The 16,479-nt window shown below is 44.5% G+C and carries 13 protein-coding genes and 1 riboswitch; of the genes, 9 read left to right on the top strand and 4 right to left on the bottom strand.

Annotated elements, in window-relative coordinates; genetic code table 11:
* The first annotated feature begins 28 nt into the window (after positions 1–28).
* Positions 29–706, top strand: a complete 678-nt coding sequence (locus K5R16_RS01540; protein WP_220735777.1) for a glutathione S-transferase family protein — start codon at positions 29–31, stop codon at positions 704–706.
* 238 nt (positions 707–944) lie between these two features.
* Positions 945–1,706, top strand: a complete 762-nt coding sequence (locus K5R16_RS01545) for a class I SAM-dependent methyltransferase (RefSeq protein WP_220735778.1) — start codon at positions 945–947, stop codon at positions 1,704–1,706.
* Positions 1,707–1,805: 99 nt separating this feature from the next.
* Here K5R16_RS01545 and K5R16_RS01550 read toward each other — a convergent pair whose 3' ends face one another.
* Positions 1,806–2,411: a short chain dehydrogenase gene (locus tag K5R16_RS01550; RefSeq protein ID WP_220735779.1), complete on the bottom strand. Its 606-nt coding sequence runs from the start codon at positions 2,409–2,411 to the stop codon at positions 1,806–1,808.
* A gap of 198 nt (positions 2,412–2,609) precedes the next feature.
* Here K5R16_RS01550 and K5R16_RS01555 point away from each other — a divergent pair, with 198 nt between their 5' ends.
* Positions 2,610–3,497 carry a LysR family transcriptional regulator gene (locus K5R16_RS01555; RefSeq protein WP_220735780.1) on the top strand — a complete coding sequence of 296 codons (888 nt, stop codon included), beginning with the start codon at positions 2,610–2,612 and terminating at the stop codon, positions 3,495–3,497.
* Between the two features lie 15 nt (positions 3,498–3,512).
* Here K5R16_RS01555 and K5R16_RS01560 read toward each other — a convergent pair whose 3' ends face one another.
* The 3 genes from K5R16_RS01560 to K5R16_RS01570 form a co-directional block, all read right to left on the bottom strand.
* Positions 3,513–4,286: a PepSY-associated TM helix domain-containing protein gene (locus tag K5R16_RS01560; RefSeq protein WP_220735781.1), complete on the bottom strand. Its 774-nt coding sequence runs from the start codon at positions 4,284–4,286 to the stop codon at positions 3,513–3,515.
* Positions 4,283–4,768 (bottom strand): FMN-binding protein, encoded by a 486-nt coding sequence (locus K5R16_RS01565; protein ID WP_259649737.1) that lies wholly within the window; start codon positions 4,766–4,768, stop codon positions 4,283–4,285. Before K5R16_RS01565 ends, K5R16_RS01560 begins: the two co-directional genes overlap by 4 nt.
* Positions 4,769–4,898: 130 nt before the next feature.
* Entirely contained in the window at positions 4,899–6,077 is a 1,179-nt protein-coding gene (locus K5R16_RS01570) for a porin (protein ID WP_220735783.1), read from the bottom strand.
* 444 nt (positions 6,078–6,521) lie between these two features.
* Here K5R16_RS01570 and K5R16_RS01575 point away from each other — a divergent pair, with 444 nt between their 5' ends.
* The 6 genes from K5R16_RS01575 (at position 6,522) to K5R16_RS01600 (ending at position 16,088) form a co-directional block, all read left to right on the top strand.
* A complete protein-coding gene (locus K5R16_RS01575; RefSeq protein WP_220735784.1) occupies positions 6,522–7,229 on the top strand; it encodes a DUF3581 domain-containing protein in 708 nt (235 codons plus the stop codon).
* A gap of 351 nt (positions 7,230–7,580) precedes the next feature.
* Positions 7,581–7,710, top strand: a riboswitch (glycine riboswitch).
* Between the two features lie 206 nt (positions 7,711–7,916).
* A complete protein-coding gene (locus K5R16_RS01580) occupies positions 7,917–9,290 on the top strand; it encodes a sodium:alanine symporter family protein (protein WP_220735785.1) in 1,374 nt (457 codons plus the stop codon).
* 319 nt (positions 9,291–9,609) lie between these two features.
* Entirely contained in the window at positions 9,610–13,284 is a 3,675-nt protein-coding gene (locus tag K5R16_RS01585) for an ATP-binding protein (protein ID WP_220735786.1), read from the top strand.
* Complete coding sequence (locus K5R16_RS01590) at positions 13,284–13,937, top strand: hypothetical protein (protein ID WP_220735787.1); 654 nt, start codon at positions 13,284–13,286, stop codon at positions 13,935–13,937. The genes K5R16_RS01585 and K5R16_RS01590 overlap by 1 nt, the downstream gene beginning before the upstream one ends.
* A gap of 88 nt (positions 13,938–14,025) precedes the next feature.
* Positions 14,026–15,246 (top strand): phosphoenolpyruvate carboxylase, encoded by a 1,221-nt coding sequence (locus K5R16_RS01595; protein ID WP_220735788.1) that lies wholly within the window; start codon positions 14,026–14,028, stop codon positions 15,244–15,246.
* On the top strand, positions 15,234–16,088 hold the full coding sequence (locus K5R16_RS01600) for a hypothetical protein (protein WP_220735789.1): 855 nt from the start codon (positions 15,234–15,236) through the stop codon (positions 16,086–16,088). The genes K5R16_RS01595 and K5R16_RS01600 overlap by 13 nt, the downstream gene beginning before the upstream one ends.
* The last annotated feature ends 391 nt before the right edge of the window (positions 16,089–16,479 follow it).

Below are 16,479 nucleotides of genomic sequence, written 5' to 3' on the forward strand. Positions count from 1 at the left end.
AAACAATAATTTTCTCTCGGAGTTAGTCATGATCAAACTTATTAGCTTTAAAAATTGTCCCTTTGTACAACGCGTGGTGGGAGCACTTGTTAGCAAAAGTATTGCTTTTGAAATTGAGTACATCGAGCTCAGCAATAAACCGCAATGGTTTCTAGATATTTCGCCGAATGGCCAAGTGCCAGTACTTATTACTGAAGATGAAACCGCATTATTTGAGTCTGATGCCATTGTCGAATACCTCGATGACAAATATGCGCCCATTGAAACGTTATCAGCGGAAGAAAAGGCGCTGGACCGTGCGTGGGCTTATCAGGCTAGTAAGCACTACATGGTGCAGTGTGGAACGATGGCAAGTAAAGATAAGGACAGCTTTGACACTCGTTTAGCAAATCTATCAAAATCATTTGTCAAAGTGGAAAAGAAGCTGACAGGCTCAACCTTCTTTAAAGGAGAGATGATTTCAAATGTTGATATTGCCTGGTTACCTATTTTGCATCGTGCTGCCATAATAAAGGATAGTGCAGGGTTAGACATGCTAGATGGTTTCCCTAAGCTGCAGAAATGGCAAGCGGCATTGATAGCGTCCGGCCTGACGGATAAATCTGTCCCTGCTGATTTTGTTAAAACGTTCAGTGACTTCTACTTGAGTAACACCTATCTGGCGAGTTTAGTTGCTGCTAGACAAATCGAAGCTAAAGCAAGTTGAACCTCGGCTAGATATGATATAAGCCTCTGAGTAAGTTGTTTTCATATTACTTAGCAAGGTTAGAACTCAGCGCTAAAGTTTAGTCAAAGCTCTGCCTTTAGACCATTATGGTGGTTTATGTTGCAGAGCTTTTTGTTATGTTGGTTTCTGCTTATGTATGAGCTTTGCTGCTGCTTGCACAGCTCGGATATTTGCTTCAGCATGTGATGGAATATTATGAAAACTTGAGGCGTTATCATTGGATCTGTTTGAGGAATATCGACAGCAACAAACTTGGCGAGATTGGCCACAGTATTTACAGCATATTCCTTTTAAAAGTAGTGATGTTGTCGTCGATCTTGGCTGCTCTGTGGGTGGAGTATCCTCACTGTTTGCGTCTCGAGTGAAACAAGTGGTTGGGGTCGATTTGAATCGGAGCTTTATCGACTTCTGCCAGCAACATCAAAGTGCAAACCAAACTTTTATCCACTGTGATTTTGATAATATTGATTACCAGTCGTTGGCTGAGATTAACGGTGTATGGGCTAGTTTTTCGCTATCCTACCTACCTGTTCCGCTTGATTACCTGACGAAACTGCATTCGATTATTCAGCCTGGTGGCTGGATAGCCTTGCTCGATGTCGCATGTTTTATCTCTGCGAATCTCAGTCTCGACAGTGTTTATTATGACAAGGTGCGTCAGTTTGAACTGCTGTCGGCACAATCTGGCTGCTATGATTTTAACTTCGGCGACAAAATGCAGCTGATGTTGCAGCAGGTTGGTTTTGAAATTAGCTATGTCGATAATGATGTTACCGACCTTGAACTTAACTTTTCAGGCGCTGCGCGGGCAGATGTAGTCCAAGGCTGGTCAGCAAGGCTTGAGCGCATGCAAAAATTGCGCGAATTACTTGGAGGTGATTATTCTTGTTTTTGTGCTGAATTTCTGGCAAATCTTCAATCGCCTCAGCACCAGCAGCGGGGCTGCGTTAAGTATGTTGTTGCTAAGAAAGCTCAGTGAACTGGTTATTTTTACCTTGTGGTGAATCAATTTTTCCTGAGTGAGACCAGCATAGCAAGATAAACTTGCTATGCTTTTACGATTGTCTGCTCACTAAGTCTAGGCGTCGACGAAAATGACTTCGCCAGTAATAAATCCATCGACTGAACGTTCAAAGGCTTTGCCGACCAATTTACTTGGCACTGGCTCAAACCCAGGCATCATTTCACCGTAAACATCCCATGCTTCTGTTAATACGGTTGGATTTATAACATTAATACGTTGATTTCTTGGCATTTCAAAAGCAACACATTTGGTAAAGGTGTCGATAGCACCACTCGTCGTGGCGTCGGCAATAGCAAAAGGGATCGGCTTAACATTAAGTATGCCGCTTATTAGCGTGAACGAGCCGCCGTCAGCGATGTACTCTTGGCCAATACGTACTAAGTTAATTTGGCCCATCATCTTGCTCATTACTGTGCTCATCCACTGGGCTTCTGTCATTTCAATGAAGTTGGCGTATTCACATACACCGACTGTGTTCACTACAGCATCAAATTGACCGACGCTTTTATAGAGATCTCTGATTGATTGCTCATTGGTAATATCAACGATGTGGTCAACGTCACCAGAGCGACCAGCTGTAATTACTTTGTGTTTGCCTAATCCTGTTAATGCTGCTTGGCCCATTTTACCGAGTGCACCGATTAAAATTACTGTTTTCATTTTGTTCTCCAGTCATTCATTTTGTTTCGATGTGGAGATATTAAGACTTAGCTGTAACAAACAGAAACAAAGCTTATTTGTTAGTGATACAATTTTATCTTGTTATCTTGTTATCTTGTTATCTTGTTATCTTGTTATCTTGTTATCTTGTTATCTTGTTATCTTGATTGGTATAAATAGAAAATGAGGCAATAAGTTTTGAGCAAAATAGACCGGTTAGATATTAAGCAGCTACGTGTGTTCCAAGCGCTGATCCGCGAGCAGAATGCATCTAAAGCGGCGAGCCAACTGGGGATGACACAGCAAGCGGTAAGTGAGCATTTGAAAAAACTGCGTGATGTGTTCGACGACCGTTTGTTTCTGCGAAAAACCAATGGTTTTGTGCCGACGCCTTTTGCAGAGGAGCTATACATCGGTGTCGATAAGCTGTTAAACGATTTTAAGGCGCTGTTAGCACCTAGCAGTTTTGAGCCGCAAACTATTAGCGGGACTTTTGTTATTGCCGCCACCGATTATGCTCAACAGGTGGTGTTACCAGAGTTGATTGCAAAGTTAAGGCTACAGTCGCCCAATCTAAAGTTAATTGTTCGGGATTTTGAGATCGATAAACTGCACGATCTAATGCAAAGCGGTAAAGTAAACCTAGCGATAGCCTTCCCTGATTACATTCCAGATAGTTATCCAGTGGTTAGGCTATTTGAAGAGCATCATGTTTGTGTCGCTTCACCGAGTGCGTCTATAGCGCAATCAAAGCCTTCATTGGCAGAAGTAGCAAACTACCCGAGTATTATTGCTTCGCCATCCAGGCCGAATTTTAAAGGCTCGATTGATGATTGGTTTAAGCAGTTTGGTTTAAAGCGCAATATCGTTATATCCGCGCCTTGTTTTTCAGTTGTGCCTATGTATCTTGAAACCACAGACTCAATTGCATTTTTGCCATCGAGGGCTCTTAATAATTTGGGCTTGAAGGAGATAGCGCTTGAACAGTCGCCAGATAAGTTTGATGTTATTGCGGCTTGGCATCCGCGTTATAGTGATGACGCATTGCAAAAATGGGTAGTTTCGCTATTAAGAGAGAACGAGTAATTAGAGCTCACTACTTCATTTCTTCTTGCGACGTTTCACTTTAGCGGGTTTCTGTTGCAACCAAATATAGCAGCCAGTCAAAGACATGATTATCAGTGCCAGTGCGACCAGATCCATCAGCCATGGGCCTAAACTACCAAAGAATCGACCACTGTGGAGGTCAAGCAATACTCTTTCCCAATGCAGTCGGCTGCTGCGAATTTGCTCGGCTATTGCTGAATTATCGGCGTTTTCTATCGCGTTTACCCAAGGGATGGCAGTCAGTGGTTGGGCTTCAGACCAATCGATAAGATCGCTATCAGCGATAAACATTCCAGATTGAGTCCTAAGCCAAAGATTTTGCTGTAGCCCTATAGCTTGAATATGAGCAGGTAAGCCGGTGGCACTGTCTTGGGTTTCTAGCAGCTCACCCTGAGCTGACATTAAATACAGATGACTTGCATCGACCGCGACTAGCATATCGTGATAGGTAGTAACGCCTAACACTAAGCTGTTAGCTTCGAGAATGAGCTGACTGTCTAGCCAGACTTGATTTCCAGCGCTAATGAGTTTCTTTGGGCTTTGCTGATAAAGGCTTATCTCTGTGGGGGCCTTAATACCGTAGTAATCGAGTAACCAGCGCTGTTTTACTTGGGCGTTATCGAGCGAAAGGTCATTACTGTGATTAATCAGCACCCCTGAAACGGCAATAAAAATAACTAATAGGGTGGAAAAAATACCTACTCTACGATGCCAAGGGCGTAATTGTCGTAATAGTTTGACTCTAAAGCTGGGGTGTTTGCGCGTCATTCTTTATCTTTATTTATCACATAATCGTCTAGATACAGGGCTATTCGCGATAACTTTGTTAACGCTCTAACGGATAATGTTGCGCCTGTTATGCCATCGATATGTGTATCGAGTTGTAAGTCTTGCTTGAGTTTGGCTGATTTAAACTGATCAGTAAAGAAGTCATGTCTTACTTCATCGCCGCGGCTCTCTCGATATACCAGCACTTTTGTCTGCGAAATGGCGCTGTCTTTGATATGAACAGCCACAGTAATAGGCGATTCTTTGCCGATTTCATCCATTATCCATATACTTTCATTCGCTTGTTGCCAGTAGCGTAGGCGCATTTTATTAAAGCTATGAGCGAGAATAGATTCAATGGCCTGTTGTGCAGGTTCATCAACCCAGAATACTTTTGCTCTTGGCACTTCAGCATTAAAAGCTTGGCCAATAAACTCTTCTGGTGTTTGGTAGGTCCCTCTAGCGTTTACTGTCGCGCTCATCATTGAGCAACTTAATAATACAGATATTATAACGAGAGGTAGTTTCATATTGAGCGAGCTCACGTGATAGTAAATGAATGAGTGCTCAATACTGAGCACTCATATCGTTGTTCAAATTTAGCTGTCTAAATTAGAACTGGTAACCAACACCTAGGTTGAAGCCGTCAGCGTCTTTAGCGCCGCCCACTTTTTCATAGTCAGCTTTAAACACAACATTTTCGTGCAACCAGTAGTTAATACCTACATTGGTTTGCTCGATTTTAGTGTCATCGCTGTTACCTGCGTTGTTGTCATATTCGTTGTAGCGAGCAAATAGACCGAAGCTTTGGTTGAACTTGTATGATGGTTCAATGTACCAACCATTTTGCTCATCACGACCAAGTAATTCTGCTTCTTTACCATCGATATCCCACTGTGCGTATAGCGCTTTAACAGTGAAACCTTGGATTGAGTAGATAGCGTGAGCAGATAGTAACGTAGCAGATGCCGTTTCAACGCCAGCCGCACTTTGAGTTAGATCTGCTTGATATTGTGCAGTTGCAGCAAGCTCAAGACCAGGAACTGCTGTGTATTTAACACGTGCAGTATAGGCAAGATCTGACGCATCAGCCTTGGCTACCTTTTGACGGCCGCCACGAATGCTATAAGTTTCATCAACTTTAAGACCTGAAGTAATAGCACCATCGAAGGCTAAACCTGGAGCTGCTTTTAAGTTAAGTGCTGCACCCGCTTCCCACCAAGTTGCTGGGATGATGTTTTTCTCAACTGGATTACGCTCAACACCGTAGAATGCTGGTGGCTCGTGAGTTTCGTTAATGATACCGACTGGCATCAAGAATAGACCCGCTTTACCAACGAACATGTCGTTAAAGTCATGCTCAATATAAGCTTGTTCTAGCTCGACTTCACCTGGCTTATCGTCACCAGAAAGGGCATGTTCAATCTCTACCTCTGAGAAGAAACGCGTGCTTTCTGTGAACTCATGGCCAAAGAAAAGTACGAAGCGATGGAAATCGATTGCTTTCTTATCTTTACCTGACTTGTTGTCAGTGATGTTGTTGTAATGCAGCTCACCGTAACCACCGATTGTTGTGGCACTCTTTGATTCAGAAGCTGACTCTTCTACTACATCAGCGGTTTTCTCTACACGCTTTTCAGTTTCATCAAGACGCTTTTCAAGGTCTTGTAAAACCTTCTGCTGTTGCTCAATTATTTTACGTAGCTCAGCAGTTTCATCAGCAGCATAAGCACCTTGAGTAGCAAACAAGCTAACTAGCGCAGTAGCAAGTAAGGTTTTCTTCATCATCATTCAGTCCCTTTGTTATAGCGGGTTATAAAATTTGTGGAGGAGTTTACCAATTGATTAACATAATGCAAATTATTCTCATTTAAATTATGATTTAGATCAACATTTGTAAAGTATTTGTGGATCCTTTAATAGCCATTCTAATTGTATGGTTATATTTATTCTTTTTAAAACAATGGCTTGCTACGTTTGGTTTGATGCTGCTATTTTCTTTACATTTAGCCGGGAGTGACAGCGTGAATCAAGGGTGGTTGAAAAATCAGCAGTTTTTGTTGTTTTGAACTTGAGCTGACTTAGAACAAGTTATTTTTTCTAATAGTTTTTGGTTATAGCGTGTTACCTAAATGAGTGGTGAAATGACTCGTTTAAGTCATCGGGTGAGTCAAAATTCAATCATGGTATACAATGCTCGGCCACTTTGAAGGCTAACAAGATTGTTGAGTGACTATGTTTCTAAGTTCTTTCTTTAAAAAAGCAAACCAGTCAGTTGTGATTGCTCCAGAACAAGCGAGTGAGTTTGCTAAAAGCGTTGCCCATGATTTCAATCCAATCCATGACGTTGCCGCAAAGCGTTTTTGTGTACCTGGCGATCTGCTTTTCTCTTTAGTATTAAATGAATATGGTCTCAGCCAGAAAATGACCTTTAATTTTGCAGGTATGGTGGGTGATGGCGTTAAGCTGCAGTTCCCTGCTGCAGTTGAAGAAGATTTCGATATTAGAGATGACAAAGACAAATGCTATCTAAATGTACACCGTAGTGGTGACGTTCGTCATTGTGATGTGCAAATAGAGTCCTTTATTCGCAAGTATGTGGCGTTTTCAGGCCTTAACTTCATGCATATTTTGGTGCCGATGATGAAGCAGCGCCAGATGATGATTAACCCAGCAAGACCATTAGTCATTTATGAAAGCATGTCTTTTGACTTAACGACTCTTGATTTTACCGAGGTTGAGTTGACCTTGGTTGAGCAAGACTTAAAAATTGAAGGTAAGCGTGGCGATGTCACCTTAACTTTCGAGCTGCACAGCGGCGACAAGTTAGTGGGCACAGGTATTAAAACCTTGGTTATGAGCGGCCTACGCCCCTATGTTGATGATCAAGCGCAGCAGATGTTTGATAAATATGAAGAGCGTCGCCTCAGCTATGCTGGCTAAGCAATAGCACTTAACTGACCATCGGACAGTCGTTAACGATTGCTGATAAACCGACTAATTACACTGGTGATTAGTCGGTTTTTTGTTTTTAAGCGATGATTAAAGCAGCAGCCAATCCTATTTGAGCTTGCGAGTGAATAAACTGTGAGCTGGCTCACTTGAGGCTTGACGATCTATGACGCATTCTGTTTGACCCATTAGCTTTTATATAAAAGCGAATGGGATCCGTTCGGATGAAGGTAGCAGGAGAGTGGGGACTAACCCCACACCGACGAGGCAACTTTGATTTAGCTAATGAGGCTAAGACAAAGCACTCTTTCAGGTGCCACTTATGTGGTGAGGACTGTTACTGGACGAGCCTCTGGAGAGACTGTGAGCAAATAAGCGTTCGTCAGCTTGATTGTCACACAGCGCCGAAGGCGAAAGTGTTAGCATTTTTTGCTAACGCGAAACGCTCAGGCAAAAGGACAGAGGAGAGGATGACTGTGTTAACTTTTATCAAATCGATATTAGTCACTGTCGTTTGCTGCTGCGCCTTTTCTGTCCTCATTCGAGGCAGATAAACCGTTTGCTGCGCTCGGCAGCACGCTACACTAGCCATTTCTTTTCCTCCTCCGATTATTAATAACTCCTATTTCAAGCCGTTTGAATATAGCGAGTTCTGTTGTTTAATACTCGAGGAACACCATGAATTTTGAAGCACTTCTAGCCGATATCAACGCCATTGTTTGGGGGCCTATCACCCTTTGCTTACTGGTCGGTACCGGTCTTTATCTCACTATCCGATTAAAGCTTATCCAAGTTTTTAAACTGCCTTTAGCACTTAGTTTGCTGTTTAAGCCTGCAAGTGGCAAAGGTGATCTGTCCTCTTTTGCCGCGCTATGTACCGCACTGTCGGCTACTATAGGTACCGGTAATATAGTCGGGGTTGCCACCGCGATAAAAATGGGGGGCCCGGGGGCACTATTTTGGATGTGGTTAGCGGCCTTTTTTGGCATGGCAACCAAATATGCTGAATGTATGTTGGCAGTTAAATACCGCACCACTGATGCTCGTGGCAATATTGCTGGCGGCCCAATGTATTACATTGAACGAGGGTTAGGACTTAAGTGGTTGGCAAAAATATTCGCCGTGTTTGGTGTCGGGGTCGCCTTTTTTGGGATCGGTACCTTTGCACAAGTTAATGCGATTAGCGATGCGATGACTATCGCTTTCGACGTACCTGCTTGGACAACAGCCATCGTGTTGACGCTAATGGTCGCAGCGGTAACTTTAGGCGGCGTCAAGCGTATTGCCAATGTGGCGCAAAAGCTGGTGCCGACAATGGCGCTAGGCTATGTGTTGGCTTGCATTTGGATTTTGGTTCTGTTTGCCGATCAGATAATGCCGGCATTGCAACTCGTGCTGCACTCGGCTTTCACGCCGATATCGGCAGCGGGTGGTTTCTTAGGGGCGACGGTTGCTCAAGCATTGCAAATTGGTATTGCTCGCGGGGTATTCTCTAACGAGTCAGGTCTAGGTAGCGCCCCCATCGCGGCTGCTGCTGCTAAAACCAATGAGCCTGTTGAGCAAGGTATGGTGAGTATGACGGGCACATTCTTCGACACTATTTTAATCTGTACCATGACTGGTTTAGTGCTGATTATTACCGGCGTTTGGAGTGGTGACACTGCGGGTGCTGCCATGACCAGCGCTGCATTTGCCGCCGGAGGCTCAGCGATTATCGGCCAGTACGTGGTGACCATTGCGTTGGTTTGTTTCGCTTTTACTACTATTTTGGGCTGGCATTATTATGGCGAGCGTTGTTGGTACTACCTAACAGGTAAGCGCCTAGGAGAAAAAGGCATTAAGTTATATCAGCTGACTTTTCTCAGTTTGATCGCCGTGGGCGCCTTTATAAAACTTGATCTTATTTGGATGCTAGCCGATACGGTTAATGGTTTGATGGCGATTCCAAACCTAATCGCACTTATCGGTTTAAGACATGTGATTATGGCGGAAACCAACAAGTATTTTGCTAAACGGCGTGCAGCAGTACTTGATGAATTACGCGCTCAATAGCTTGCTCAGCGGCAGTCGATAACTCATTAAAGCTGCCGCAAATTGATATCTCTTATATTGTTTTCATTAAGGTGCTCAATTGCCGATTGATTGAGCACCTTCACCGCAGAAAATGGCGTATGATCGCGCTTCCCTGATTTAGTCACTAAAGTCAGCAAAATAGCTGCTTGGCGATGATTGCCAAGCGCGACGCTTTCCTTTAATTTAGTGACCAGCTAATTTTATTATCAACCTCTTTATATGCGTGTTGCTATCACCGCGACACGTAACAGCTTGCTAGCCATTTTTGCTACAAGCTGCGTTTGGATTAAGGAATGTAATGCCAAGCTTAAATCGCATCGTACTGATTGATACTCACTTGCCAGGCGTGGTTGAACTCGCCCTTGATGGCCATACCAACATATGCGGCACTAACGCATCGGGTAAAACCACGCTACAACGCTTGGTACCGGTTTTTTACGGTGAGTACCCAAGCCGAGTTGTCCCCTCGACTCGTGATAGTTTTGAGCGCTGGTATCTGCCGCACGAATCGAGCTTTATCATCTATGAATATATCAAGTCTGACGGACTCGCTTACCAAGCGGTATTAGCTTCTGCGGGAGACGGCAAAGGAGTTAATTACCGCTTTATCGGTAAAGGTTTTGAGCTAGATGATTATATCAAAACCCAGCAAGGCGATAACATTCAGTGTTTTACCATGGCTGAACTTGGCCGTGAGATGAAGCGCGCGGGTATTGCGATCACTAACCTACTCAATACTCGTGAGTTTAGGGCGATCATTCAGAACGATAGAGCATTATTGAGTACCGGCAGTAACCGCACCGAGTTGCGTAATTACGCCCGTCAATTCTCACTGTGTGAGGCGGAACATTCGCTGCGCCATATTGAAAAACTGGCGAAAGCGGTGCACTCGAAAGAGGGGAAGATGGAGACGATCAAGTCGATGATCGCCGCTATTCTTGAAGAGGATGGTGTTAATCCTCCTAGCTCTCGCATTAACCCGCAACATGTTGAGTCTTGGATAAAAGAGAGTCAGCTTATTCAGGGCTTTGAGCTTATTCGCCCTGAGTTTGAAAAGTTAGAGCAGGAGTTTGACCAGCTACTAAGCACAGAGCAGCGACTTGCCAGCCTGCGCCGCGGTTATAGCAAAGATGAAAGTGATGAGGTCGAAAGACAAGAGCATCACCAAGACTTGTCAAAAGCACTCAACGCTAAACTAAGAGAGTTGGACGAAGAATGGAAAGAGCAACGTGACGAGCTCAACTTAGACTTGTCTGCCGCTAAGGGCGATGTGGCCAAGTGTGAACAAGAACTAGATTCGATTGAAGATCAACACGCTTCATTTCAAGACGCTGAAATTGAACAAGCTAAGTTAGATCTCGAACAGTTACCTAGCTGGCGCGGTACCTTAGAAAACTTGTCAGAGCGACATAAACTACAAACTGAAAAGCACCAAGATATTGAGGCCGCGTACAACGCCCGTCGCAGTAAAATTGGTGAAGGGCTTAACCGAGAGCTGGAAAACTTGCACCAAGAGCAAGACAGCTTAAGAGAGTCTCGCGATAAACAGCGTGAACAAGGCCGCTCTGAGTTAGCAGCATTAGAAGATCAATGGCGTGACGCGACCGATAAAGGCCAAGCACAATTTAGTGAGCAAGCGTATCAACTGAAGTTATCTGCAGCAGAGCTGAAAGTACGCGTTGATAGCGTGACCTACTCGGAAGAGGAAAAGCTGGCGTTAGCGGTGTTTGATGAACGAATCACTCGCGCCGATGAGGAGCAAGAGAGCTGTAACGCCAAGGTTGACCGCTTCACGAGCGAAGAGCGTAAGCTGCGTGCTAAACGCGATCAAGCTAATGAAGGACTGCGGGTTGCCGGTATTCGAGTCACAGAACGTCAAAGCGAACTTGAAGAGCTGCACCATATCTTGTTCCCCCAGTCACACACGTTACTAGAGTTCTTACGTAAAGAGGCCAATGGCTGGGAAAACACCTTAGGTAAGGTGATCAATTCAGATCTGCTGCACCGTAGTGACTTACACCCGACTATCAGCGGTGAAAATCTTGAAGCCCTATACGGCATAGCGCTCGATCTAAAGGCGATCGATTCACCTGAGTACGCTGCATCTGAGCAAGAGCTGCGCATCAAGCATGCTAATGCCGAAGAGATGTTAACCAGTGCTAAAGAGTTACAGGCAGAAGCTGAGTCCAAGTTAGTGGCCGTTAATAGCGAGCTCGATGCCATGGCACGTGAGCTAACGTTTGCTCGCACCGCCTATAAAAATAGCCGTGATGATCTGCGCCGGCTGTTTGATGATAAACGTGCTGAACAAGAGAAGATCAACCAAGCACTTAATGAGCGAAAGTCTGCTTCGCAGAAGCAACTTGCTAGGCTCGATAACGAACTGAAGCAATTAAAGCAACAGCAACAAGAGTGGCATGAAGAGCAAAAAGAGCAGGCGTTAGAAGCGCGCATGGAGAAAAATGCTTATTGGCAAGAGGTTGTTGGTGCTTTAGACAATCAACTTGGCCAAGTTAAAGCGAATATCCAAAACCGTCGAGACCACGCTAAAAGTGAACAAAAGGCCTGTGAGCAGTGGTACAAGAATGAGCTTAAATCTCGTGGTATCGATGAAGCCAAAATTGTCGCGCTAAAAACCGAGATCCGTACCCTTGAAGCTAATATCAGTAAAGCGGAGCAACGCCGTAGTGAAGTGTTGCGTTATGACGACTGGTATCAACATACTTGGTTGAAGCGTAAACCTAAGTTACAGACTGAGCTCAGCACAGTTAAGCAGGCTAGCTTATCGTTAGAGCAGCAGCTCAAAGCTAAATCTAATGAGGTTAAAGCCAAGCGTAGCGAGCTAGACAGTGAACGCAAGCGTTCTGACGCGGTACAAGTTGAAGCCTCAGAAAATCTAACCAAGCTACGTAGTGTCATGCGCAAACTTACCGAGCTTAAACTGCCTGCTAATAATGAGGATGCTCAAGGCGGACTCAGTGAGCGTCTGCGGCAAGGTGAAGATCAGCTGTTAAAGCGTGATTCACTGCTGGGTTCAGTTAAGCAGTATGTTGAACACTTTGATTCAGTGATTGCCAGTAAGTCAGGTTCTAGCTTATCGGAGACATGGGAGCGTGCGCGCGAAGAGTCGAGCTTTGTTAATGACAAAGGTATTCGTATTCTGGATTACCGCAAACTAGTGCCGCAGCTGGAGCAGCTACTGAACGTAATGGTGCCACAATCGATGATGGCACTGCGTGAGCAGGGGCGTATTTTTGGTGTTGATCTCACCGCGTTTTACGATGTACTCGCCGATATTGACCGCCGCATAGCCACTCAAAGCGCCCGTATTACCCGTGAGGTAGGCGAAGAGTTGTTCCTTGATGGGGTATCAGAATCTGCGGTTAAGATCCGTTCGCGCATTAGCGAACTAGAGTTTTGGCCAGAGCTTGAAGCGTTTGTTAAAGCGTTCCGTCAATGGAAAGCTGATGGCTTTAGCGAATTGCCGGGTGAGGATTACACCAACAGCATGCGCCGTGCATTAGATATTATCGGTCGCGCCGCATTATCGGGCGGGATCTCTAAGTTACTGGAGATTGAACTGCGCTTAAAAGAGGGGAATAGTGACCTGATTATTCGTACCGACAGACAGCTTAACGAGTCATCAAGCCATGGTATGGCATACCTGATCCTTTGTAAGTTCCTATTAGCATTTACCCGTCTGTTACGTGGTCGTGCTGAGGTGACTATTCACTGGCCAATTGATGAGCTTGGTACGCTGCACCACGGTAACGTGAAAAAGATATTTGATGCTTGTGAAAACAACAATATCTCAGTACTTGGCGCATTCCCTAACCCTGATTCTGAGGTGCTTAGCTTGTTTGCTAATCGTTATATTATTAATAAACAAACCAAAAAACTGCAGGTGGTTAAACCGCAGGTTAACTCGATTGCCGAAAAGCTTAGTCAGCGACGTACTCAGGAGGCTGTGTAATGAGCCAAGTAACAGAAACTACATTAGTGGGTACCAGTGCGCTGATTGAACGTTTATTAAAGGGCGAGTTTATTTGTCGTACCACCGATGAAGATGGCTGGCGCGCACTGAAAAATCCAGATACCCGTGAGCGTGTTGAAGTCTACTTAAACCAAATAAACCGTACGATTGGTTCTGCTGGCGAAGGAGAAGTGTTCTTTTGCGGTTATCAGCAACTAGGCGAAAGTGAACGTAAGGTCATTTCGTCGCAGTTTAAAGATATCTGTAATGCGCTTATCCCGCTGGTGGAATGGCTGGTGTTAGTACAAGAGGGCAGCGGTCAAGATGCACCTTTGTCTGAAGGCGCTGCAGTTAGACTGACAGAGCTACAGACTCGCATTGAAGATACGCCGGCTTTTCGTGAACAATTGGCTAAAATTAGCCAATATCGTCTGTTTGGCTCAACCAGTAGTAATGTAGATGCGCAGATCAAGCTGGTGTTTAAGCGCTTAGTAGAGCTGGGTTATTTAACTAAGCCTAACGCAGAGAAACAGATCTTTATTGCCACCGGTAAGCTTGATTACCTGTATGAGGTTATTCGGTTTATTGATGAAACCGAAGGCTTAAGCTTAGAGGCGCAAGCTGAAACGGCGACGCAGAGGGATCTGGTTTGATGCTGAATCAACAGCGATATCAGTGTGCAGTAAGCTGTTGGTTGAGCGCTGCTAGCCAATACTGCGATGCATGGGGAGCTGACTTACGATGAGCAGTAACTTACATCAAGCAGGGGTAAAACTGCTTAAACAACTTGGACGTCACGCTGAGCTGGTCATGGATGTTTATCTATCGGGCTCAGTATCTGAAGATGAAACCAACGCTGCGGCCATAGAGAAGCTACGTAAAAACGATATTTTATGGCGTCCAGAAGCGGATCAAGAGTTACGTTTAAAGCGTTCGGTGCGCGCCTTGTTAGAGGAAGCATTAAGCGATGAGCGTAATCGCCAGATAGATTCTAATGTCGGTAGCTCTTTGGCCAGCATTAAAACACTGGCGGCTCATTATAAGGAAGCGCGTCACAATGTTGATTACGCTGCCTCTGAGGCTTATCTCGCTGACTTAAGTGAGCATGTCTATAGCTTTGCTGATGGCCTACGTTATTCAATTCGAGTGCTGTGGAGCCGTATTAACAACGAGTTTGGTTATGTTGGTACCATCAACGCTAAAATTCGTGAAAATGAGCTGGCACAAAAACAGGTGACAGAGCTGCTTAATGGCTTAGAGATGTTCCAGTTTAGTGAACTTGGTGAAATAGCTGGAGATATACGTGAGCTAAGAAAGCTACTGGTCACCTCATTGCAGGATACTTTGAGTGATTGTACGCAAGAGTTAAGTGTCGTGCAGGGACGTCTGCTTGAGCTGCTTGGCCGTTTCCGTCAAATTAGAGGTCGTACTCGTTTACTGAAAGGTTGGCTGCTTTATACCGATCTTCATCCTGATTATCGTCCCGCGGATCATGTTAGCCACAAACAGCTACCTGCATTGTTTAATTGCGCAGAGGCGCTACTTGCTCCTGCTGCGGTAGATGTTCACAGTACTTTGTATGAGCCTGAGCTGTTTGAAATTGTTTCCAATATTAAGCGTATCGATAGACTTAATGCCGGGCACGTAACCGCCGAGGAAGATGTATCAGTATCGCTAAGTCAAACTGAAGACTTTGATATTCCGGATAACCCGCTCAAGTTAGCGGTTGATGCATACTTCTGTGCGGTGATTGATTCAGGCAAGAGTCAATCAGCATTAGAGTACCTCGATGAGCAAGCGTTAAGCTGGGATCGTGAAAGTTGGTTGTATCAAGTCATTTGCGGTTATGAAGGCTTGCCTGAAGAGCATAGGCAGTATTTCGAACTCGAAGCCATCGGCGAGTCAGATCCTGTTTATACTGGTAACTTCGTGATTCGCGATGTTGAGCTGTGGCTCGCTTAACTAAAGTCCATGCCAATTTGATTGCCAATGTGCTGCGAAAGCGCATTGGCAAGGTGTCCTTTAGCGCTAATTGGCAAAAGATATTCGCAGAACTGGAAGTCGGTGATGTTGATGAGTCTAGCCGCGCCTTGCGATTTAGTGCTGAGCAGTTACATCAACTGAATCAAATGTCGACGGTTTACTTTGGTAGCGAGCTACTCAAAGACTCCTTCGAGGGCACTCGCGCAGAGGTCGCTAAACACAGTCGCTATGAAAAGCTCGCTGCAATAGCCCCAGATGAACAGTATGTGCTGCTCAAGCCGCAACCTTTTTATATGAATCTTCCACTTGAGTACTCTCTTAGAATACCGCTTGCTAACGTCATTCAATTACTGGAATCTCAGACTACACCGATTACTCACTTAGTGATTGTTGAAAACCTCGATGCCTTTGATTGCTGGCATCAGTTTTCGGTCGATGAATCGCTCAACAATGCATTAGTGGTGTATCGAGGGCATAACGGATTGACTAAAGGACTTAGTGTTTTGCTTGAACAGCTACCTGAGAGTGTAACTGTTGTGGCATTCGTCGATGTCGATCCTGCTGGTATACAAATCGCACTCACGACCCCCAGAGTCACTCAGTTGCTCGCCCCAAGTATTGAAGCCCTTTCATCGTTAGTTGTTACCGCAAGCTCTACGGAAGACTACATAGCGCAAAATAAGCAGCTTAAGTATATTAGTCAGCAAAGCAGCGATTGGCAGCCATTACAGCAGTTTATTATCGAGCATCGAGTCAGCATTAAGCAACAGCATCTGTTAGCTCATAAACTAGGATTAATAACCCATTCGCGAGCTTGTTAAGCACAAATATTCAGCAGTTTTGCTTTAGATAACACTGCTTAATGAAACTTACTGGTTATGAAAACTATTTCTCAGTGCCAGACTGGTGGTTTATATTGCTATCTTTGGTTTTTGTGGTTGTTATGACTATGACGTTTTTGCTGAATTGTTTTCGTTGTGTTGCTGTGGTGTTGCTTGTGTAAAAGTTGCTTCAATTTGGCTTTCGGCTGTTGAATTGAATTTGCTGTTTATACAGCGACTTATATTGTTACTACTGGGCTGTTATAAGATTGTTTCGTAAACTAATTTTATGGTTTTGATTGAAATTCTTGCCAGCATGTTTCACTATCCTTGCCACTAATAGATGGAAATTAAATATCCATCAAGATTGAAGGCAATAGAAGACATGCGA

The sequence above is a fragment of the Shewanella sp. c952 genome, assembly GCF_019654975.1.
Taxonomy (GTDB): domain Bacteria; phylum Pseudomonadota; class Gammaproteobacteria; order Enterobacterales; family Shewanellaceae; genus Shewanella.

Excerpts from the sequence above, each read along its gene's own strand:
- K5R16_RS01540 (WP_220735777.1), top strand. The coding sequence starts at position 29 with ATGATCAAACTTATTAGCTTTAAAAATTGTCCCTTTGTACAACGCGTG.
- K5R16_RS01550 (WP_220735779.1), bottom strand. The coding sequence starts at position 2,411 with ATGAAAACAGTAATTTTAATCGGTGCACTCGGTAAAATGGGCCAAGCA.
- K5R16_RS01560 (WP_220735781.1), bottom strand. The coding sequence starts at position 4,286 with ATGACGCGCAAACACCCCAGCTTTAGAGTCAAACTATTACGACAATTA.
- K5R16_RS01565 (WP_259649737.1), bottom strand. The coding sequence starts at position 4,768 with ATGAGCGCGACAGTAAACGCTAGAGGGACCTACCAAACACCAGAAGAG.
- K5R16_RS01570 (WP_220735783.1), bottom strand. The coding sequence starts at position 6,077 with ATGATGATGAAGAAAACCTTACTTGCTACTGCGCTAGTTAGCTTGTTT.
- K5R16_RS01575 (WP_220735784.1), top strand. The coding sequence starts at position 6,522 with ATGTTTCTAAGTTCTTTCTTTAAAAAAGCAAACCAGTCAGTTGTGATT.
- K5R16_RS01580 (WP_220735785.1), top strand. The coding sequence starts at position 7,917 with ATGAATTTTGAAGCACTTCTAGCCGATATCAACGCCATTGTTTGGGGG.
- K5R16_RS01585 (WP_220735786.1), top strand. The coding sequence starts at position 9,610 with ATGCCAAGCTTAAATCGCATCGTACTGATTGATACTCACTTGCCAGGC.
- K5R16_RS01590 (WP_220735787.1), top strand. The coding sequence starts at position 13,284 with ATGAGCCAAGTAACAGAAACTACATTAGTGGGTACCAGTGCGCTGATT.
- K5R16_RS01595 (WP_220735788.1), top strand. The coding sequence starts at position 14,026 with ATGAGCAGTAACTTACATCAAGCAGGGGTAAAACTGCTTAAACAACTT.